This window comes from Mesorhizobium sp. 128a, from assembly GCF_053848025.1.
In genome coordinates this window covers 60,938-81,028 of record NZ_JBSPKY010000015.1, presented here as the reverse complement: position 1 = coordinate 81,028, position 20,091 = coordinate 60,938, and the positions used below count along the sequence as shown (strand labels likewise).

Sequence of the window (20,091 nt, the reverse complement as noted above, 5' to 3'; positions counted from 1 at the left end):
ATTCGCCGGCTAAATACCCAGCAGCCTCAACTGCCTACCGCTCGTCCTTCAACCGCCGGCACAACTCATCGAGCTGTTCCAGCGAGCGATAGGCGATGCGCAGCGTGCCGCCCTTGCCCTTGTGGTCGACATTCACGATCATGCCGATCGTATCCGTCATCAGCTTTTCCAGCGCCAGAGTATCAGCATCCTTGTCCGATGCGCCTTGCGCCGGCTTGGCCTTGGGCGGCGCGCCGGCCGCCGGCATCTGCGCCAGCGCTTCGGCCTGGCGTACCGAAAGCCCCTCTTCGACGATCTGCTTGGCAAGCCCGGCCGGGTCCTGCGCCGTCACCAGCGTGCGGGCGTGACCGGCGGACAGCGCGCCGTCGACCAGCATGTCGCGGATCACGTCGGGCAGCTTGAGCAGCCTGAGCGTGTTGGCGACATGGCTGCGGCTCTTGCCAATGACATTGCCGAGATCGGCCTGGGTGTAGCCATGATCGTCGATCAGCTGCTGGTAACCCAGCGCTTCCTCGACCGGATTGAGGTCCGTGCGCTGGACGTTCTCGATGATCGCCAGTTCGAGCGCCGTGCGGTCATTGACGTCGCGCACGATAATCGGGATTTCGGTCAGACCGGCGCGCTGCGCCGCGCGCCAGCGCCGTTCGCCGGCGATGATCTCGTAGCGGCCGGCCTGGGTCGGCGATGGCCGCGCCACCACCGGCTGCACCACGCCATGCTCGCGGATCGACTGGGCGAGGTCGGTCAGGTCGGAATCGCCAAAGTGCCGTCGCGGGTTTTTCGGGTTCGGGCTCAGGAACTCGATCGGCACCTTGCCGTCGGCGTTTGCGGACGGCTTTTCCGGCGCCACGGGGCGATCGATCTCGCCGATCAGCGCCGCGAGGCCGCGGCCCAGTCTCTTTCTCGAAAGGTCTTCGCTCATTCTTGATTCCAGGGCTTTGAATCGTTTCGGTATCGAATCGGCTTGGTACTTCAGCCAAGCCTAATCAAGCGGCGCGCAATTTGCGCTCGCGGCGGATCACTTCGGATGCCAGTTGCAGATAGGCCTGGCTGCCTGAGCATTTGAGATCGTAGAGGATCGCCGGCTTGCCGTAGGACGGCGCCTCCGACACCCGAACATTGCGCGGGATGATGGTCTCGTAGACCTTGTCGCCCATATGCGCCCGCACATCCTGCACCACCTGGTTGGCGAGGTTGTTGCGGCCGTCATACATGGTCAGGACGATGCCCTGGATGATCAGCTCAGGATTGATCGTACGGCGCACCTGCTCGACCGTTTCCAGCAATTGGCTGAGACCTTCCAGGGCGAAGAACTCGCATTGCAGCGGCACAAGAACAGAATCGGCTGCCGCCATTGAATTCAAAGTCAAAAGGTTGAGCGATGGCGGGCAGTCGATCAGCACATAACCGAAGGGTGCACCGCGTTCGGTCGCGGCGCGCAGCGCATTGCGCAGTTTGAGCACCCGGTCGGGCGCCGATGCGATCTCCATCTCGATGCCGAGCAGATCGAGCGTCGACGGCACGATCGAGAGGCCAGGCACCGCCGTCGGTATCGCCGCCGCTTCCAGGCCTAGCTCGCCGGTCAGCACGTCATAGGACGATACGGTGCGGTCCTTGCGGTCGATGCCGAGACCCGTCGAGGCATTGCCTTGCGGATCGAGATCGACGATCAGCACCTTTTCGCCGATGGCGGCCAGCGCCGTGGCCAGATTGATGGCGGTGGTGGTCTTGCCGACGCCGCCCTTCTGGTTGGCGACGGTGATGATGCGGGGTCCGGTTTTCATGGGTCTATGCCAAATATTCATTCGCGGGTCGCCAAAAGGGTCGTCAAAGCGGTTGCGAAGGGAAGCTTACGCAGCCCGCAGATCGGTCACTTCGAGGATGACGCCATGGGCGTCGGTCATGCTCGGATGTTCTACCAGATCGAAGGCCCAGCGGTGAGTGCTTTCTTCCACTTCGGCACGGTAATCCCGGCCTTTGTGGAACAGCGCGCGCGAGCCCTTGGTTAGCCATGGCGCCGACAGATCGAGCAGCGCGGGTAACGCGGCGAGTGCTCTCGCGGTGACGATTTCCGGTGCGGAAACAAGCGCATAGCTGTCGTCGATGCGCCGCGCAACGACCCGAGCCGGCAAACCGAACTGGCCGATGACAGCTTGCAGGAACGACGCTTTCTTGCGGTTGCTCTCGACCAGGTCGATCGACGCCCCGTCACGCTCGGCCAGCAGGAAAGCCAGCACCAGGCCGGGGAAACCACCGCCTGAGCCGAGATCGGCCCAGCGTTTTGCCTCGGGAGCGATTCGCGCCAGCTGGGCGCTGTCCAGAATATGACGGCCCCAGACATCGTCCAGCGTCGACGGTGCGGCCAGGTTGATGCTGCGGTTCCATTTCAGGAACAGCTGTTCGAACGCCACCAGGCGCTCGAATGTTTCACGTGAAACCGGTCCCGCGGCCTCTTGCAGGCTCGTCCACGAGGCTACGCTCACGCAACGGCCCTTTGCGCCGCCGCTTCGGCATTGCGGACATGCGTGATGATGATCGCCAGCGCCGCCGGCGTCATGCCTTCCATGCGCTGGGCATCGGCAATCGAGCGCGGCTGGCGTGTCCGCATCTTCTGCTTCAGCTCATTGGAGAGGCCAGGAACATCGGCAAAATTGACCGAGGCCGGGATCAACCGACTTTCCCCATGGCGGATCTGGGCGACATCGGCCTGCTGCCGATCTAGATAAACCGAATATTTCGCTTCCGTTTCGAGCCGTTCCGCAGTCTTGGCGTCGATCGCGCCAAATGCCGGCGCGACCCGCGTCAGCCAGGCGACATCGACGCCGGGATAGGCCAGCAACTCATAGGCGGACCGGCGCACGCCATCCCTGTTGACCTCCAGCCCATGCCGCGCCGCTTCATTCGGCGTCATCGTCGTGGCAATCGCCAGCTCGCGCGCCTTATCAAGATCCTCAGTAACTTGGTTGAACCGCCGCGTCCGCTCAAGCGAGGCTATCCCCAGCCGTGCCGCCAGCGGCGTCAGCCGCTCGTCGGCATTGTCCGCTCGCAAGGACAGCCGGAACTCGGCCCGCGACGTAAACATGCGGTAAGGCTCAGTGATACCGCGGCTGGTGAGGTCATCGACCATCACGCCGATATAAGCCTCGGTCCGGCTAAGCACGATTTGCTCGCCGGCCGACGCCTTGCGCGCGGCATTCAGCCCGGCGAGCAGACCTTGCGCGCCGGCTTCTTCATAACCGGTGGTGCCGTTGATCTGCCCGGCCAGGAAAAGGCCTGCGATGCGCCTGGTTTCCAGCGTCGGCTCGAGTTCGCGCGGATCGACGTGGTCGTATTCGATGGCATAGCCCGGCTGCAGCATGGTCGCGCGCTCAAGGCCCGGGATTGTCTTCAGAATGTCGAGTTGCACATCCTCGGGCAGGGAGGTCGAAATACCATTGGGGTAGACGGTGTCGTCGTCGAGGCCTTCCGGCTCGAGAAAGATCTGATGGCCCTCGCGATCCCCGAACTTGACGATCTTGTCCTCGATCGATGGGCAATAGCGCGGCCCGACGCCTTCGATAGAGCCGGAATACATGGCCGAGCGGCCGAGATTGGCGCGGATCAGCGCGTGCGTCGCCGGCGTCGTGCGTGTGATGCCGCATTGGATCTGCGGATTCTTGATCGTGTCGGTTAGCAGCGAAAATGGAACCGGATCCTCATCCGCAGCCTGACTTTCCAGCGACGCCCAGTCGATGGTGCGGCCATCGAGCCGCGGCGGCGTCCCGGTCTTCAGTCGTCCCAATGAAAAGCCGGCGCGGCTCATCGTTGCCGAGAGACCGAGGCTCGCCTGTTCGTTCATGCGCCCGGCGACGATCTTCTTCTCGCCAATATGGATGAGCCCGCGCAAAAAGGTGCCGGTGGTCAGCACGACGGCGCCACAGGCCAGTCGGCGGCCGTCGGCCAGGAGCACGGCGGCGATCCGTCCTTCTTCGATCTCGAAGTCCAGGACCTCGCCCTCGACAACATCAAGATCGTTCTGCTGCCGAATCGCTTCCTGCATGGCCAGCCGATAAAGCTTGCGATCAGCCTGCGTGCGCGGCCCGCGCACGGCGGGACCCTTGCGGCGATTGAGCAGGCGGAACTGGATGCCTGCCCCGTCGGCGACCCGGCCCATCAGCCCGTCCATGGCGTCGATCTCGCGCACCAGATGGCCTTTGCCGAGCCCGCCGATCGCCGGATTGCAGGACATGACGCCGATCGTGTCGAAGCGCAGCGTGACCAGCGCCGTCCTGGCGCCGGCGCGCGCGGCAGCGCTCGCCGCCTCGCACCCGGCATGGCCGCCGCCCACCACAACCACATCATAGTGATCGATCATTTTGTGTTCCAGATTCAGAGATTGCCCGACACATGTCCCCGGCAGCCCGGCACTGTCAAGGATGGAAGGCGATTCGTTTCACGTGGGACTGATGGAGATTGCCCGGTAGTTTCACGTGAATCATTTGGCAGCGGCAGCGCCGCGCTGTGGCCGACCCATCCCGGTCCGTTTCACGTGAAACAAGGATCGGTCCGTGTTTCAGGTGGGTCCAGTCCACCGCTGCAGCGTTTCACGTGAGTCACTTCCCAATGCAAAACTGCGAGAAGATCACGTCGAGCAAGTCCTCAACATCGACGGCGCCGACGATGCGACCCAGTCGGTCCGCCGCAAGGCGTAGTTCCTCCGCCCGCAGTTCCTGACCGCTCCCCACCCCCGACAAGGCCGATGCCAGGTAAACCTTCGTCTCGTTCAGCAGCTCCACATGCCGCAGCCGTGACGGCAGGATGTCTCCGGCATCGCCGATCGCGGCAGCGGCGCGCCCGCCAATTTCGGCCAGCAGTTCAGCCAGCCCGGTGCCTTCCACCGTCGATATCAACGCATCATAGCTGCCCCACGGCCGTTGACCCCTCAGCAGATCAACCTTGGTGCCAATCCGCAAAGCGGGGATGTCGGCCGGAATCTCGCCGATAGCGGTCGGGCTCGCCAGGTCCTCCAGCAGCAACATCAGGTCCGCCGTATGCGCCTTGGCCCGCGCCTTCTCGATGCCAATCGCCTCGACCTTTCCCGGCGCCTCGCGCAGCCCGGCCGTGTCGGTGATCCGGACTCGCACGCCGTCAAGGTCCAGCATCACCTCGAGCAGATCGCGCGTCGTGCCGGGTTCATCGGTGACGATCGCCGCCTCGCGCCGCGCCAGCGCGTTGAACAGGCTGGACTTGCCGGCATTCGGCGCCCCGAGAATCACGACCTCGAAACCGTCACGGATGATCTCGGCGGCACGGAATCCGTCGATATGCCGACCGATCTCGCCGATCATCGCTTTGACATCCGACCAGACCGTGTCCGAAACCGAACCCGGCACGTCGTCCTCGTCGGCAAAGTCGATTTCCGCCTCGATCATCGCCCGCGCATGGATCAGTCGCCGACGCCAGCCAAGATAGAGCGTGCTCTGCACACCCTCCGCATTCTGCACCGCAAAGCGGCGCTGCGCCTCGGTTTCGGCATTGACCAAATCGGCCAGCGCCTCGGTCTCGACCAAATCCAGCTTCCCGTTGAGAAAGGCGCGCCGCGTGAATTCGCCCGGCGCGGCATGGCGCACACCATCAAAGGCGGCGATCGTCTCCAGCATCTTGCCGGCAACGGCGCGGCCGCCATGGACGTGGAATTCGGCGACATCGTCACCGGTAAAACTGTTCGGCCCCGGAAAAAACAGCACCAGGCCGTTGTCGATCAGCGATCCGTCGGCAGCCCGAAGCCTGCGCAAGGTGGCAGCACGGTTCTTAACCATGCTTCCGGCAATCGTTTCGACTACGAATCGAGTCTTCGGCCCGGAAATACGGATGACGGCGATGCCGGCGGGCAGCCGGCCACTGGACAGCGCTACAATCGAATCGCCTGAAATCATTTGCCCGCTCTTCTGAACAGCCCTAGCTTGAAAACATCACCCGCCAAACCGAGCTTGCCCACAGTGACCTTGCCTGCGCAAAACCTGCTTGCCGACGAAGCCAGCCCCTATCTGCAGCAGCACAGCGGCAATCCGGTGCATTGGCGGGCCTGGTCGCCGGCGGCATTGGCCGAAGCCAAGGCGTTGCAGCGGCCGATCCTGCTTTCGGTCGGCTATGCCGCCTGCCACTGGTGTCATGTCATGGCGCATGAAAGCTTTGAAAACGACAACGTCGCCGCCGTCATGAACCGGCTGTTCGTCAATATCAAGGTCGATCGTGAGGAGAGGCCGGACATCGACCAGATCTACATGGCGGCCTTGTCGTCGATGGGCGAGCAGGGCGGCTGGCCGCTGACCATGTTCCTCAACCCCGACGGCAAACCGTTCTGGGGCGGAACCTATTTTCCACGCGAGGCGCGTTATGGCCGCCCTGGCTTCATCCAGGTAATGGAAGCCGTCGACAAGGCATGGCGCGACAAGCGGGAAAGTCTCGACCAGAGTGCCGACGGCCTGACCAGTCATGTCGAGGCGCGGCTGGCCGGCGTCCACGCCAAGGCCGCGCTCGACAAGGAGACGCTCAGCGATCTCGCCGCCCGCATCGACGGCATGATCGACAGGGATCTCGGCGGCCTGCGCGGCGCACCGAAGTTTCCGAACGCGCCCTTCATGTCCACGCTGTGGCTGTCCTGGCTGCGCGACGGCGTCCCGTCGCATCGCGACGCCGTTCTCGTCAGCCTGGAAAAGATGCTGGGCGGCGGCATTTACGACCATGTCGGTGGCGGGCTCAGCCGCTATTCCACCGATGCCGAATGGCTGGTGCCGCATTTCGAAAAGATGCTCTATGACAATGCGCAGCTCATCCGCCTGTGCAACTGGGCCTATGCCGCTACCGGCAATGATTTGTTCCGGGTACGAATCGAAGACACGGTCGCCTGGCTGCTGCGCGAAATGCGCGTCGACGGCGATGCCTTCGCCGCCAGCCTCGATGCCGACAGCGACGGCGAGGAGGGGCTGTTCTACACCTGGAGCAAGGCAGAGATCGAAACCGTGCTCGGTGATGATTCGGCCTTGTTTTTCAAATACTTCACGCTTTCCGCGCCGCATGGCTGGGAAGGCAAGCCGATCATCCATCAGACCGACGCGCAGCAAAGCCAAAGTGTGACTGATCGGGAGGTACTGCTCCCGCTGAGGGCAAAGCTGCTGGCGGCACGAGAGCAGCGCGTCCGCCCGGGTAGGGACGGCAAGGCGCTGACCGACTGGAACGGGTTGATGATCGCGGCCCTTGCCGAGGCCGGCCGGTCACTGAACCGGCGCGACTGGATCGATGCAGCAGCAAAGGCTTTCGCCCACATCGCCGGAGCCGGTCACGACGGACGCCTGCCGCACTCCATGCTCGGCGCCAAGAAACTGTTTCCGGCACTGTCCAGCGACTATGCCGCGATGACCAATGCGGCGATTGCGCTGTTCGAAGCCAAGGGCGATTCGGGCTACATCGAGCAGGCAACTGAATTCATCGACCAGCTGGATCGCTGGCATCGGGATAGCGACGGCACCGGCTACTATCTGACGTCATCGGACAGCACCGACGTGCCGATCCGCATCCGCGGCGATGTCGACGAGGCGATTTCTTCCGCCAGCAGCCAGATCATCGAAGCGCTCGTTCGGTTGGCTTCGGTCACCGGCGATCTCGATCTGCAGGAGAGAGCATGGCGGGTCGCCGAACACGCCATGGGTCGGGCAGGGCACCAGTCCTATGGCCAAGCCGGCATCGTCAACGCCTGTGCCCTAACGCTGGAACCATTGAAGCTGGTGCTCGTCGTTTCGCTAGAGAGTCCAAGCCTCGTTCCGGTTGCGAATCGGAATCCCGACCCGCGCCGCGTCGACATTGTCGTGGCAATCGGAACGGAAGCGAATCGACCGACATTGCCGGGTGGGGTCCTGCCGCCGACCGACAGACCGGGCGCCTGGTTGTGCACCGGCCAGGCCTGTCTGCCGGTGGTGACCGATCCGCAGGAACTCGAACTGCTGCTGCGACGCCAATAGCTCAGCCAGTCTTTCAGTCCGAGGCCGAAGGCAGCGGCATCGCGTCACTAGCGGGCGACTGAGGCTTGAGCAGCAAATCCTTGGCTGCGATCACCGCTCCGACCGTGATCAGGATGCAGGCCACGGCGACTGACCAATGAAACACGCCAAAGCCTGCTAGCAGAAGCACGATCACTGAAAACAACGGCGCGGCATAGGAGAGGGCACCAAGGATCATGATGTCCCCGTGCTTGCAGCCATAATCCCAGGCATAGAAGCCGGCGCCGAGCGGTATGGCGCCCAGAATGACGATGGCGCTCCACTGCATAGACGTCTGTGGCCAGACGGTTGTCTCGAGCGTCAGGTGCAACACCAAGGCAACCGCCGCAGTGATGAAGCAGTAGCCGGCGACGACATCGGTCGGTACCTCGCCGAAACGGCGCGACAGAACCGAATAGCCGGCCCAGATGAAAGCACAGAACAGCGCGATGACATGGCCCTTCATCACGCCATTGGCCAAGCCGACGTTGCCGCCCTTGGTGATCACCACGATGGCACCAGCCAGACCAAGGACGACCCCGACAATATGATGAAGTCTGAGCTTTTCTCCCGGCAGGAAGGCGGCGAAGACGACAATCAGCAGCGGCCAGAGATAAGCGATCAGACTGACTTCAACCGGCGGCGCCGACTGAATGGCGAAGAAATAGGCGCAGTGGTAGATGCACAGCCCCGCCGTACCAAGCGCCCAGACCTGCCATGGCTGGCGCAACGACCGGATCGCTGCCGGGCGCACAAGCCAGCTCGACGCGCCGACCATCCCGCCAAGCAGGAACGTCATCGCTGCCAGTTGAAAGGGCGGAATCGGTCCCGCCGCGGTCGAAAGCAGCGCCAGGAACGACCATGTCAAAATGGCCGAAAACCCGATCAGAGTGGGGATGGTCTTCTTCACGTCGCCCGTTCCAGCCTCGAAGGGCCGAGTGTTCGCACAAAGAGTATGCTGCGCGCTGCCGCGAACGGTCATCCGATATCGGGAAAGCGACCCGTCCAGCAAAAAGCCCCATCCCGGTTTCCCGGAACGGGGCTTTAACACATGGACCGATTGGATCCGACAAACCGGTTAGGTGTTCATCGAATCGAAGAAGTCCGCATTCGTCTTGGTCTGCTTCAGCTTGTCGATGAGGAACTCGATCGCGTCGGTGGTTCCCATCGGCGCCAGGATGCGGCGCAGCACGAAGATCTTCTGCAGATCCTGCTTGGAGACCAGAAGGTCTTCCTTGCGGGTGCCGGACTTCAAGATGTCCATGGCCGGATAGATGCGCTTGTCAGCCACCTTGCGGTCGAGCTGGATTTCGCAGTTGCCGGTACCCTTGAACTCTTCGAAGATGACTTCGTCCATGCGGCTGCCGGTGTCGATCAGCGCGGTGGCGATGATGGTCAGCGAGCCGCCTTCCTCGATGTTGCGGGCGGCACCGAAGAAGCGCTTCGGCCGCTGCAGCGCATTGGCGTCGACACCGCCGGTCAGCACCTTGCCGGATGACGGCACAACGGTGTTGTAGGCGCGGCCGAGGCGGGTGATCGAATCGAGCAGGATGACGACGTCGCGGCCATGCTCGACAAGGCGCTTGGCCTTCTCGATGACCATTTCGGCGACCTGGACGTGACGCACCGCCGGCTCGTCGAAAGTCGAGGAGATAACCTCGCCCTTCACCGAGCGCTGCATGTCGGTCACTTCCTCCGGCCGTTCGTCAATCAACAGCACGATCAGATAGCATTCCGGATGATTGGCCGTGATCGAATGCGCGATGTTCTGCATCAGCACGGTTTTACCGGTGCGCGGCTGCGCGTTGATCAGCGCGCGCTGTCCCTTGCCGATGGGCGCCACCAGGTCGATCACGCGCGGCGAGATGTCCTTCGAGGTCGGATTGTCGATCTCCATCTTCAGCCGCTTGGTCGGATAGAGCGGCGTCAGATTGTCGAAGTGGATCTTGTGACGGATCTTTTCGGGATCGTCGAAATTGATGGTGTTGACCTTGAGCAGCGCGAAATAGCGCTCGCCCTCTTTCGGGCTGCGGATCGGCCCTTCGACCGTATCGCCGGTCTTCAGCGAGAAGCGGCGGATCTGCGAGGGCGATATGTAGATATCGTCGGGACCTGGCAGGTAGTTGGCATTAGCGGATCGCAGGAAACCGAAACCGTCCTGCAGCACTTCGACCACACCGTCACCGATGATCTCGATTTCCTGGGCGGCCAATTTCTTCAGGATGGCGAACATCAGCTCCTGCTTGCGCATGACGCTGGCGTTTTCCACCTCGAGCGATTCGGCATAAGCGATCAGCTCTGGCGGTTTCTTGTTCTTGAACTCTGCGAGTTTCATTTCTTGCATAGACGGACTCTGAGTAGGCTTTTTGAGGGAAATATCGGCTGGATGCGACAAATGCCGGGCGCGGCCGAAAAGCGAAATGGGCGGCGCATGACGGGAAGGAAGACCCGTCTTGTATCGTCGGTGGGTTGAAAGAGCAAGCCGCCTTTTGCGGAGGACCTTCCGGCCTCCGCATCGTGCTTTTTTAGGAAACCAGTTCTGGTTTCAGGTCGGTGCGCGAAGCCTCAAAACGGCTTGACGATGACCAGCACGACAATGACGATCATCAGCAATGTGGGGATCTCGTTGACGATCCGCCAGTGCCTTGCCGGCTTTTCGTTGCGATCCTCGGCAAATTTCCTCACCGCGCCAGCCAGATAGCCATGAACGGCCGACAGGCCAAGCACCGCCGCGATCTTGGCGTGCAGCCAGCCGCCCTGGAAACCAAAGCCTTTCCAGGCGAGCCACAGGCCGAACACCCAGGTGATGACCATGGCCGGATTGATGATGCCGCGCAGCAGCCGGCGCTCCATCACCTTGAACGTCTCCGACTGCGCCGAGCCCTTCTCGGCATCGGCGTGGTAGACCAGCAGCCGCGGCATATAGAGCATGCCCGCCATCCAGGACATGACGGCGATGACATGGACCGCCTTCGCCCAGGGGTAGAAATCCTCAGGTCCGACCAAGAACACCAGCCCGGCCAGCACCAGGAACATGGCTATCGCGATCGCCGCGCGGCGCATGGCGGCGCCGCTCTGATCTTTGCCCATCATGGTCATGACGCGCTCCGCACCTGCTTCACCATTGCTTCGACATGCGCCACCGGCGTCTCCGGTGTGATACCGTGGCCAAGATTGAAAATCAGCGGCCCGTCACCCAACGCCCTCAGGATCGCATCGACGCCATCGGACAGGGCTTTGCCGCCGGCCACCAGCCGCAAGGGATCGAGATTGCCCTGCACGGCGCCACCGGCCTGCATTACCTTCGCTGACGTCAGCGGCACGGTCCAGTCGATCCCCAGCCCCGTCACACCGGTCTTCTCGCGATAGCTCTCATAGTGGGAGCCGGCACCTTTGGGAAAACCGATGATCGGAACATCAGGGTGGACGGCACGAACCTGCCGGACGATCTCCGCCACGGGCTGCACGCAGAACAGGTCGAACGACGCATCGTCGAGCACGCCGGACCAGGAATCGAAAATCTGCACCACATCAGCGCCGGCTTCGATCTGACGGATCAAATAGGCCGCTGAATGATCAGCCAAAACTTTCAAGAGCTGTTGGAACGCGGCCGGCTCGCGATAGGCAAACAATCTGGCCGGCGCCTGATCCGGCGTGCCGTGGCCAGCGATCATGTAGGTCGCCACCGTCCACGGCGCACCGCAAAAGCCGATCAGCGTCGTCTGCTCAGGCAGTTTTGCCCGCAACCGCCGAACCGTCTCGTAGACCGGCTCGAGATTCACGTGAAACGTTTCGCTGTCGAGAGCCGAAATCTCGGTCGCCGTGATCGGCGTCAGCAGCGGTCCGCGGCCCTCCTCGAAGCGCACGTCACGGCCCAGCGCATGCGGCACGACGAGGATATCCGAAAACAGGATCGAGGCATCGAAGCCGAAGCGCTCGATCGGCTGCAGCGTCACTTCGACGGCAAGGTCCGGATTGTAGCAGAGATCGAGGAAGGAACCGGCGCGCTTCCGGGTCTCGCGGTATTCCGGCAGATAGCGCCCGGCCTGACGCATCATCCAGAGTGGCGGCGGAAACGCTGCCTTGCCCTTCAATACGTCCAGCATGATCCGTCGCATGGGGCGCTCGCCTCTCCCAGCCCTCTTTCTAAATCAAATATCTTATTTCTAAGAATCTTCTGATTCTAAGAGTCTGTTGGTTGTGGTGGTTGTCTCCTGTCCCGCTTTGCCCCGGAAAAGACCAGCCAGCATATTGTCGCGCACTTCCCATCCGGGATTGTAGGAGAGTGTGGAGGACCGGGATTCACTGACTGGAGTCAAGGGCTTGACGTCAGGATCGCAAAACGGGCTCTGTGGATGAAGCGCTGGCAAAAATGCCCGTCCCCAGATTTGTCCCCAGCCCTCCGACGAAGCCGACAGCACATCGAATTGTGGACAACCCGCCTTCTGATACAGTCGCCTTCGGCCGGTCGCGTTTCCGGTCCCTGTTTATCCACACGAGCCCACAGCCCCAGGTGCCCCCTGTGAACAAACCCCAGAGCTTCTTCCACCTGCACCTGATTTCCGACGCCACCGGCGAAACGCTGCTGGCAGCCGGCCGGGCGGCTTCGGCGCAATACAAGGATGCGCGCGCCATCGAGCACATCTACCCGCTCATCCGCACCGAAAAGCAGGTGGCGAAAGTGTTCGAGGATATCGAGGAGGAGCCGGGCATCATCCTCTACACCGTCGTCGACCAGAAGCTGGCGCGCGGTATTGACGAGCGCTGCGCCGCCATGGGTCTGCCTTGCGTCTCGGTGCTGGAGCCGGTGCTGACCGTGTTCCAGTCCTATCTCGGCACGCCGGCCGGCCGCCGCGTCGGCGCCCAGCATGTGCTCGACGCCGACTATTTCCACCGCATCGATGCGCTCAACTTCACCATGGAGCACGATGACGGCCAGCTGCCGGCCAATATGGACGATGCCGACATCGTGCTGATCGGCATTTCCAGGACATCGAAGACGCCGACCAGCATCTATCTCGCCAACCGCGGCATCAAGACCGCCAACATTCCGATCGTGCTCGGCGTACCGGTGCCTGAAAGCCTGGTCGCCGCCAGCAAGCCGCTGATCGTCGGCCTGATCGCCACCGCCGAGCGCATCTCGCATGTCCGCCAGAACCGTATCCTGGGCAACAGCAGCACCTATGAAGCGACGGATTATGTCGACCGCGCCATGATCACCGAAGAGCTCGCCTATGCCCGCCAGATCTGCACCCGCCACAACTGGCCAATGATCGACGTCAGCCGCCGCTCGATCGAGGAGACCGCGGCGGCCATCGTTGCGCTACGGGGGAAGAATCGCTAGGGCGTCGATATTCAGGTGATGCCGGCCTGCAAATGGGCGGCTTCCTGCGCTTCCGGTGCTCACGTACTTAAAGTACGCTCCGCTCCGGTTCTCGGAAGCCACCATTTTCGGCGCGGCCTGACCTGAATCTCAACACCCTAGTCGGTGCCAGAAAACCAGGCGTAAAAAACCATGACCGAAAAAATCATTCTTGCCTCCGGCAGCCCATTCCGAAAAGCCATGCTCGTCAATGCCGGGCTCGACATCGAGGCGGTCCCGGCCGAGGTCGACGAGCGTGCGCTCGAGGCGCCGTTGCAGGACAGCGGCGTGTCGCCGGAAGATGTCGCCCTCATCCTCGCCGAGGCCAAGGCCACCGAGGTCAGCGATCGCAGGCCGGGGGCACTGGTGCTCGGCTGCGACCAGACGCTGTCGCTTGGCGACGAGGTGTTCCACAAGCCGGCCGACATGGAAGGTGCCCGCCGCCATCTGTTGGCGCTGTCGGGCAAGACACATCAGCTGAACAGTGCCGCAGTACTGTGCCGTAACTGCAAGGTGCTGTGGCGTCATGTCGGCGTCGCCAGTCTCACCATGCGCAAGCTCGATCCTGCTTTCATCGGCCGTCATCTCGCCCGCATCGGCGCCAAGGCGCTGGCCAGTGTCGGCGCCTACCAGATCGAAGGCGAAGGCATCCAGCTTTTCGAAAAGATCGAAGGCGATTATTTCACCATTGTCGGCCTGCCGCTGTTGCCGGTGCTGAAGGAATTGCGGGCGCTCGGAGCCATCGATGGTTGAGAAAAGAGCTTTCGTCACCGGCCATCCGATCGCGCATTCGCGCTCGCCGAAGATCCATGGCTATTGGCTGAAGAAATACGGCATTGACGGCAGCTACCGCGCCATCGATGTCGCGCCCGCCGATTTTCCCGCATTCCTCACATCGCTGCAGGCCAATGACTACCAGGGCGGCAACGTCACCATCCCGCACAAGGAGGTGGCCTTTGCCCGGGTCGAGCGCCGCGACGAAGCGGCGGAGATGATCGGCGCGGTCAACATGCTGTGGCTGGAAGACAGCCTGCTGTGGGGCGGCAATTCGGACTGGATCGGCTTTGCCGGCAATCTCGACGAGCATGCGCCGGGCTGGGACAAGAACGGCCCGGCCGTGGTGCTCGGCGCCGGCGGCGCTTCCCGCGCGGTCATCCAAGCGCTGAAGGTCCGTGGCGTGAGGGATATCCGCATCGTCAACCGTACCCTGGCGCGGGCGCAGGAACTGGCCGACCGCTTCGGCGCCGGCGTCTCGGCGCATGGCGCGGTGGGCGATTTGCTCGGCGATGCCGGCCTGCTCGTCAACACCACGGCGCTCGGCATGCATGGCGACGCCACGCTGGCCGCCGATCCTGCCGGCCTGCCGGGCTACGCCATTGTCGCCGATATTGTCTATGTGCCGCTGGAAACACCGCTGCTCGCCGCGGCGCGGGCACGCAATTTGAAGACGGTCGACGGTCTCGGCATGCTGCTGCATCAGGCCGTGCCCGGCTTCGAACGCTGGTTCGGCAAGAAGCCGGAGGTCACTGCCGAATTGCGGCAGATGATCGTCGCCGATATCGTCGCCAAATGATGGACGTCAAATGATGATCGTGCTCGGCCTCACCGGATCGATCGGCATGGGCAAGTCGACGACGGCGAAGATGTTCAGCGCCGCCGGCGTGCCGGTGCATGATTCCGACGAGGCCGTGCATCGCCTCTATGCCGGCAAGGCGGCGCCTCTGGTCGAGGTGGCTTTTCCCGGCACGACTGTTTCAGGTGTGGTTGACCGCACAAAACTGGGCGCGCGGGTGCTGGGCGACGCGGTCGCGCTGAAAACATTGGAAACGATCATTCACCCGTTGGTGCGGGCCGATGCCGACGACTTCCTGGCCAAACACCGCGCCGCCGGCGCGCCGCTGGCCGTGCTCGACATTCCACTGCTGTTCGAGACCGGCGGGCGCAACCGCATCGACAAAGTTGTCGTCGTCACCGCGCCGGCCGACATCCAGCGCGCCCGTGTGCTGGCGCGGCCCGGCATGAGCGAGGAAAAGCTTGCGGCGATCCTGGCCAAGCAGGTGCCCGACGCCGAAAAACGCCGCCAGGCAGATTTCGTCATCGACACCGGGCAGGGGATGGATGCAGCCCGTGGCGCAGTGAATGCGATTATCGAGGCGTTGACCGGGGCCGGCAAGGCAGGCGGTTGAAAGGGCAGGGCGCGCGCGGCAGCGCCGGACGCGCCGTGGTTTTCGCGTCAGGATAGAAGTCGCGCGGTCGTTCCCTGCTCCGTCAAGAGCTCGAAGGCGTGTTTGTCGAACGAGACGAAGGTTTCTCCGCCCAACCAATTGCCCTCGTAAGCCATAATGCCGTCCGCGAAATCGCCGCCGGCTTCAAGGATTGCAAGTCCTGCCTCAACCGCAGGTCGGTTCATCACGACATTCCCAGCACCCAGGAGATCACGGATCGTTACGGCAACCTCTTCCTTTGCCAGCTTGGCGCCCCTGCGCAGTATCCACGCCAATTCGCATAAGCAGGGCAAGGAAATCGCGATCAGCGACGCTTCCCTCAGCAGTTTGCTGGCGGCATCTCCTTGCTCCGGATCGTCCTGCAGAACCGCGCGAGCCAGGACATTCGTATCGACAGAAATCTTCACTCTTCACCCGCCCATCCGGAAGCGGCTATCTCGTTCATTTCTTCGATTGTCATCGGCTTTTTGACCTTACCGGCATGCCGGCCGATGAAATTGTCAATGGTGCCGGTTGGCCGCGCGGCCCTGACCCGAAGCTCGCCGCCCGGCAGCTTGTCGAAGTCAATCCGTTCGCCAGGCTTGATGCCCAGATGTTGAAGCAGATCCCGCTTTAGTGTGACCTGCCCTTTCTTTGTGACTGCCAGCGCCGTCATCGGTGATCCTTTCTGTGGGGGCAGCTCATAGTAATTGAAATTCTAATTACCGTAAATGGGCTTCAAACGGAAGAACTTGGCAGGCCTTGGTATGCTTCTCCTCGCCGGAGAGAGCCGTACAGCGTCGATCGCCTCGCGGATGGCTTGGCTTTTCGAACGACGAACGTCCGGCGGGACAATGAAGGGGAGCGCAAACCTGTGCAGTTGGCCTGGTCTCCCCCCTTTTTCATTGCCATTTTGTTCCGGTGTATGATTCTGCTCTCTCAGGAGCATCTGATTCTATGCGTGAGATTATTTTCGATACGGAAACCACCGGCCTCGACATGCGCGACGACCGCATCATCGAGCTCGGCGGCGTCGAACTGGTCAACCGCTTCCCGACCGGCCGTACCTTCCACAAGTTCATCAATCCGCAAGGGCGCGCGGTCCACCACGAGGCGCAAGCCGTGCACGGCATCAGCGCCGCCGACCTGGTCGGCAAGCCGACCTTCGCTGAAATCGCCGAGGAATGGCTGTCCTTCACCGACGGCGCCAAGCTCGTCGCCCACAACGCCAATTTCGACATCGGCTTCCTCAACACTGAATTCGGCCGGCTCGGCCAGCCGGTCATCGACACGGGGCGTGTCGTCGATACGTTGGCTCTGGCTCGACGCAAGCACCCGATGGGTCCCAATTCGCTCGATGCGCTCTGCCGCCGCTACGGCATCGACAACGGCCACCGGACCAAGCACGGCGCGCTGCTCGATTCCGAACTGCTGGCCGAAGTCTATATCGAGCTCATCGGCGGCAAGCAGGCGGCGCTGATCCTCGAAACGGTGGCGGTGCAGGTCAATGCCAATGGTGACGTCGCCGACATCGACATCTCGATTACCGCCAGGCCGATCACCCTGCCTTCGCGGCTGACCGAGGTCGAGCGCGCCGCCCATGCCGGGCTGGTTGCGACGCTGGGCGAAAAGGCGCTGTGGCTGAAGGTGGCGGCGGGTTGAGGGTAGAGCGCCCAAGCGCAAACAGTCGAGATTAGCCAAAGGCTCCACGCCTTCGTCATCCTAGGGCGGAGCAAGGAGCGAAGCGACGCGGCGCAGACCCTAGGATCCATGCCGTGACGGTGGTCGTAGAGTGCAACGGGTCAGAATAGCGCTTGTGCGCGCACCGACCCTCGTTACCCTGAAACCATGACCGGCTATGTCTACATGACCGCAAGCCAGAAGCGCGGAACGATCTACATCGGTGTCACCAACGATCTCGGCCGCCGCATGCCGGAGCACAAATCCGGCCAGGGCACAGGGTTCACAAGCCGCTACGGTGTGCAACGGCTGGTCTGGTACGAGGAATTCTTTGATATTACCGATGCCATCCAGCGCGAGAAGTCGCTGAAGCGCTGGCCGAGACAGTGGAAGATAGATCTGATCGAAAAGGCCAATCCCGAGTGGTTCGAGCTCTTCCGTGGAACAGGCTGGTAGCCACCCGGTTTCTTGCACCGCTGGAGCACTGCATGACGGTCACGGCATGGATCCTAGGGTCTGCGCCGCGTCGCTTCGCTCCTTGCTCCGCCCTAGGATGACGAAGTCGCAAGGGCTTTGGCTACTCTTCCAAGGCGGCGCTGTCCCGCCAACGCCTCCAACAAAAAGCCCGGCACGAAGCCGGGCTCTTCAAACGCTACCGTGACAGCCTTCTCAGCTCACCTTGACCTTCGACGCCGCCTGGTCTTCAGCCAGCTTCTGCTGGAACATCTGGGCGAAATCGATCGGATCGAGCATCAGCGGCGGGAAGCCGCCATTGCGGGTGGCTTCGGCGATGATCTGGCGGGCGAACGGGAACAAGAGCCGCGGGCATTCGATGAACAGGATCGGCAGCATGTGCTCCTGCGGGAAGCCGGAGATGGCGAAGACGCCACCATAGACCAGCTCGACATTGAACAGCACTTCCTGGTCGAAGGACGCCTTGGCGTTCAACGTCAAATTGACATCGAATTGCTTGTCGGACAGCGGATTGGCGTTGACATTGACGTTGATGGCGATGCCGGGGGCCTTGTCGCGGCCACGCAGCGAGTTCGGCGCGCCGGGGCTTTCGAAGGACAGGTCCTTCACATACTGGGCCAGTACGTTGAGCGACGGCTGCGCCGTTTCGCCGTTGCCGTTGGCGGCGCCCGCCGGCGCGTCATCTTTGCTGGCCATGAGCCTTGATCCTTTTGCCTGGGCAGCAGTGCTGACCGAATTGAAATCGGGCGTTGGCTAGCATGGTCGGCATGACAAGACAAGGTTTGCCGCCTTTGCGGCGGAAGGGATCAAGACACAGTCTCAATCGTCCTCAAGGCGCGACGCCAGTCGTCCTTCCCAAGGCGACCTTAGTCGTCCTTCCCAAGGCGACCTTAGTCGTCCTTCCCAAGGCGACCTTAGTCGTCCTTCAGGCGCCGCCAGGGCGAATTGTGGTCGGGGCCGCGCTTGAAATCGTCCTCGCGCGAATAGTCGCCGTCGTCGAGATCGATGACCTTGTCGCGCGACCTGCCCCGAAAACCGCCGGCGGTGAAATCGGTGGCGACGACGATACGGCCCTTGAGCCTGCGCCAGGCAAGGTCGCGCACCGGCGGCAGGAACAGAAGCAGGCCGATGATGTCGGTGATGAAGCCGGGGATGATCAAAAGGATCGCGGCAACCACGATCATGGCGCCGTGCGCGAGCTGGCGGCTGGGGTCGCCGCCGCCGGCCATCTCGGCGCGCACCCGCGCCATGACGCCGAAGCCCTGGTGCCGGAGCAGAAGCACGCCCGCAATGCTGGAAGCCAGCACCAGGCCGACCGTCGCCAGCGCCCCGACCTCGCGCCCGACGATGACGAAACCGGCGATTTCCAGCAGCGGCAGCGCAAGCAGGAACAGAGGGAAAAAGGAAATGCGCAAGTCTTGACCGATCGTTTCCATGTTTTGCCGAGCGGCGTACAATCGCCGCTGGCACTGAGGCCGTTAGATAGGTATGCCTGCCTTTGATTTGAATGATTGCGCCATGCGTTCTATATGCTTTGCATGTTGAACGCTATGCGACCGCGGCCCGGATTGGCCGGCGGTCCCGGCCGGGTCAGGGATTGATTGGCGAAAGATATGGGTTTCTTCGACTTCGGCACCATTTTCTTTCTGATTGCCGCGGTGGTGATCTTTTTCCAGCTGCGCAACGTGCTCGGCCGCCGCACGGGCAGCGAACGCCCGCCCTTCGATCCCTATACGGCCAGCCGCAGCGATAAGGATGCGACCCAAAAACCCGAAAATGTGGTTTCGCTACCGCGCAAGCGCCTGCCGGGCGAAACGGCTGCCGAAACCTATGCGGCCATCGATGCCTTCGCCAAGCCCGATACCGATCTGAACAAAGGCCTGCGCACGATCAAGGACAATGATCCGTCCTTCGACCCCAAGGGTTTCGTCGACGGCGCCAAGATGGCCTATGAGATGATTGTCATGGCCTATGCCGATGGCGACCGCAAAACGCTGAAGAACCTTTTGTCGCGTGAGGTTTTTGATGGTTTCGTCGCCGCCATAGGCGATCGCGAGGCGAAAGCCGAAAAGATCCAGTCCTCCTTCGTCGGCATCGACAAGGCCGACATCGTCTCGGCCGAGATGAAGGGCGGCGAGGCGCACATCACGCTGCGCATCGTCAGCGAGCTGATCTCGGCGACCCGCGACAAGGCGGGTGCCGTCATCGACGGCGATCCCGAGACGGTGGCCGAGGTCAAGGATGTCTGGACCTTTGCCCGCGACACACGCTCGCGCGATCCGAACTGGAAGCTGGTCGCCACCGAGGAAGAAGACTGAATCTTTGCATGTCGCCCAAAAGTGGGCAGCGGTTTTTG

At 62.4% G+C, this 20,091-nt stretch carries 21 protein-coding genes; 8 read left to right on the top strand and 13 right to left on the bottom strand.

Annotated elements, in window-relative coordinates; genetic code table 11:
* Window positions 1-34: 34 nt before the first annotated feature.
* The 5 genes from ACWTU9_RS23475 to mnmE all read right to left on the bottom strand — a co-directional run bounded on the left by ACWTU9_RS23475 (window position 35) and on the right by mnmE (window position 5,915).
* Window positions 35-922: a ParB/RepB/Spo0J family partition protein gene (locus ACWTU9_RS23475; protein ID WP_455860364.1), complete on the bottom strand. Its 888-nt coding sequence runs from the start codon at window positions 920-922 to the stop codon at window positions 35-37.
* Between the two features lie 64 nt (window positions 923-986).
* Complete coding sequence (locus ACWTU9_RS23470; protein ID WP_454575706.1) at window positions 987-1,784, bottom strand: ParA family protein; 798 nt, start codon at window positions 1,782-1,784, stop codon at window positions 987-989.
* A 66-nt stretch (window positions 1,785-1,850) separates the two neighbouring features.
* The gene (gene rsmG, locus ACWTU9_RS23465) at window positions 1,851-2,483 is read right to left on the bottom strand and encodes a 16S rRNA (guanine(527)-N(7))-methyltransferase RsmG (protein ID WP_455860363.1); all 633 of its coding nucleotides are present in this window, start codon (window positions 2,481-2,483) and stop codon (window positions 1,851-1,853) included.
* Window positions 2,480-4,354 (bottom strand): tRNA uridine-5-carboxymethylaminomethyl(34) synthesis enzyme MnmG, encoded by a 1,875-nt coding sequence (gene mnmG, locus ACWTU9_RS23460; RefSeq protein ID WP_455860362.1) that lies wholly within the window; start codon window positions 4,352-4,354, stop codon window positions 2,480-2,482. The genes rsmG and mnmG overlap by 4 nt, the downstream gene beginning before the upstream one ends.
* Window positions 4,355-4,592: 238 nt before the next feature.
* Window positions 4,593-5,915 carry a tRNA uridine-5-carboxymethylaminomethyl(34) synthesis GTPase MnmE gene (mnmE, locus tag ACWTU9_RS23455; protein WP_455860361.1) on the bottom strand — a complete coding sequence of 441 codons (1,323 nt, stop codon included), beginning with the start codon at window positions 5,913-5,915 and terminating at the stop codon, window positions 4,593-4,595.
* A 63-nt stretch (window positions 5,916-5,978) separates the two neighbouring features.
* Here mnmE and ACWTU9_RS23450 point away from each other — a divergent pair, with 63 nt between their 5' ends.
* Window positions 5,979-7,997, top strand: a complete 2,019-nt coding sequence (locus ACWTU9_RS23450; RefSeq protein WP_455860360.1) for a thioredoxin domain-containing protein — start codon at window positions 5,979-5,981, stop codon at window positions 7,995-7,997.
* A 13-nt stretch (window positions 7,998-8,010) separates the two neighbouring features.
* Here ACWTU9_RS23450 and yddG read toward each other — a convergent pair whose 3' ends face one another.
* From yddG to hemE, 4 genes are all read right to left on the bottom strand, one after another.
* On the bottom strand, window positions 8,011-8,925 hold the full coding sequence (gene yddG / locus ACWTU9_RS23445) for an aromatic amino acid exporter YddG (protein ID WP_455860359.1): 915 nt from the start codon (window positions 8,923-8,925) through the stop codon (window positions 8,011-8,013).
* A 168-nt stretch (window positions 8,926-9,093) separates the two neighbouring features.
* The gene (gene rho / locus ACWTU9_RS23440; RefSeq protein WP_112560220.1) at window positions 9,094-10,359 is read right to left on the bottom strand and encodes a transcription termination factor Rho; all 1,266 of its coding nucleotides are present in this window, start codon (window positions 10,357-10,359) and stop codon (window positions 9,094-9,096) included.
* Between the two features lie 221 nt (window positions 10,360-10,580).
* Window positions 10,581-11,114, bottom strand: a complete 534-nt coding sequence (gene hemJ, locus ACWTU9_RS23435) for a protoporphyrinogen oxidase HemJ (RefSeq protein WP_455860358.1) — start codon at window positions 11,112-11,114, stop codon at window positions 10,581-10,583.
* Window positions 11,111-12,133, bottom strand: coding sequence for a uroporphyrinogen decarboxylase (hemE, locus tag ACWTU9_RS23430; RefSeq protein WP_455860357.1), 1,023 nt, complete (start codon window positions 12,131-12,133; stop codon window positions 11,111-11,113). Before hemE ends, hemJ begins: the two co-directional genes overlap by 4 nt.
* Before the next feature lie 311 nt (window positions 12,134-12,444).
* Between hemE and ACWTU9_RS23425 the strand changes: the two genes are divergently transcribed.
* The 4 genes from ACWTU9_RS23425 to coaE all read left to right on the top strand — a co-directional run bounded on the left by ACWTU9_RS23425 (window position 12,445) and on the right by coaE (window position 15,563).
* The gene (locus tag ACWTU9_RS23425) at window positions 12,445-13,359 is read left to right on the top strand and encodes a pyruvate, water dikinase regulatory protein (protein ID WP_455860356.1); all 915 of its coding nucleotides are present in this window, start codon (window positions 12,445-12,447) and stop codon (window positions 13,357-13,359) included.
* Window positions 13,360-13,530: 171 nt separating this feature from the next.
* The gene (locus ACWTU9_RS23420) at window positions 13,531-14,130 is read left to right on the top strand and encodes a Maf-like protein (protein ID WP_455860355.1); all 600 of its coding nucleotides are present in this window, start codon (window positions 13,531-13,533) and stop codon (window positions 14,128-14,130) included.
* The gene (locus ACWTU9_RS23415; RefSeq protein WP_455860354.1) at window positions 14,123-14,950 is read left to right on the top strand and encodes a shikimate dehydrogenase; all 828 of its coding nucleotides are present in this window, start codon (window positions 14,123-14,125) and stop codon (window positions 14,948-14,950) included. The genes ACWTU9_RS23420 and ACWTU9_RS23415 overlap by 8 nt, the downstream gene beginning before the upstream one ends.
* A gap of 13 nt (window positions 14,951-14,963) precedes the next feature.
* Window positions 14,964-15,563 (top strand): dephospho-CoA kinase, encoded by a 600-nt coding sequence (gene coaE / locus ACWTU9_RS23410; RefSeq protein ID WP_455860437.1) that lies wholly within the window; start codon window positions 14,964-14,966, stop codon window positions 15,561-15,563.
* 47 nt (window positions 15,564-15,610) lie between these two features.
* On the opposite strand, the gene ACWTU9_RS23405 is transcribed toward coaE, so the two are convergent.
* On the bottom strand, window positions 15,611-16,009 hold the full coding sequence (locus ACWTU9_RS23405) for a type II toxin-antitoxin system VapC family toxin (protein WP_455860353.1): 399 nt from the start codon (window positions 16,007-16,009) through the stop codon (window positions 15,611-15,613).
* The gene (locus tag ACWTU9_RS23400; protein WP_454590134.1) at window positions 16,006-16,257 is read right to left on the bottom strand and encodes an AbrB/MazE/SpoVT family DNA-binding domain-containing protein; all 252 of its coding nucleotides are present in this window, start codon (window positions 16,255-16,257) and stop codon (window positions 16,006-16,008) included. The genes ACWTU9_RS23405 and ACWTU9_RS23400 overlap by 4 nt, the downstream gene beginning before the upstream one ends.
* A 281-nt stretch (window positions 16,258-16,538) precedes the next feature.
* On the opposite strand from ACWTU9_RS23400, the gene dnaQ reads away from it, so the two are divergent.
* Both dnaQ and ACWTU9_RS23390 read left to right on the top strand, forming a co-directional pair.
* Window positions 16,539-17,243 carry a DNA polymerase III subunit epsilon gene (dnaQ, locus tag ACWTU9_RS23395; protein WP_455860352.1) on the top strand — a complete coding sequence of 235 codons (705 nt, stop codon included), beginning with the start codon at window positions 16,539-16,541 and terminating at the stop codon, window positions 17,241-17,243.
* Between the two features lie 186 nt (window positions 17,244-17,429).
* On the top strand, window positions 17,430-17,717 hold the full coding sequence (locus ACWTU9_RS23390) for a GIY-YIG nuclease family protein (protein ID WP_455860351.1): 288 nt from the start codon (window positions 17,430-17,432) through the stop codon (window positions 17,715-17,717).
* A 213-nt stretch (window positions 17,718-17,930) separates the two neighbouring features.
* Here ACWTU9_RS23390 and secB read toward each other — a convergent pair whose 3' ends face one another.
* Complete coding sequence (gene secB / locus ACWTU9_RS23385; protein ID WP_455860350.1) at window positions 17,931-18,431, bottom strand: protein-export chaperone SecB; 501 nt, start codon at window positions 18,429-18,431, stop codon at window positions 17,931-17,933.
* A gap of 218 nt (window positions 18,432-18,649) precedes the next feature.
* Window positions 18,650-19,150 (bottom strand): FxsA family protein, encoded by a 501-nt coding sequence (locus ACWTU9_RS23380; RefSeq protein ID WP_454575719.1) that lies wholly within the window; start codon window positions 19,148-19,150, stop codon window positions 18,650-18,652.
* A 198-nt stretch (window positions 19,151-19,348) separates the two neighbouring features.
* On the opposite strand from ACWTU9_RS23380, the gene ACWTU9_RS23375 reads away from it, so the two are divergent.
* A complete protein-coding gene (locus ACWTU9_RS23375; RefSeq protein WP_454590132.1) occupies window positions 19,349-20,053 on the top strand; it encodes a Tim44/TimA family putative adaptor protein in 705 nt (234 codons plus the stop codon).
* Window positions 20,054-20,091: the final 38 nt, after the last annotated feature.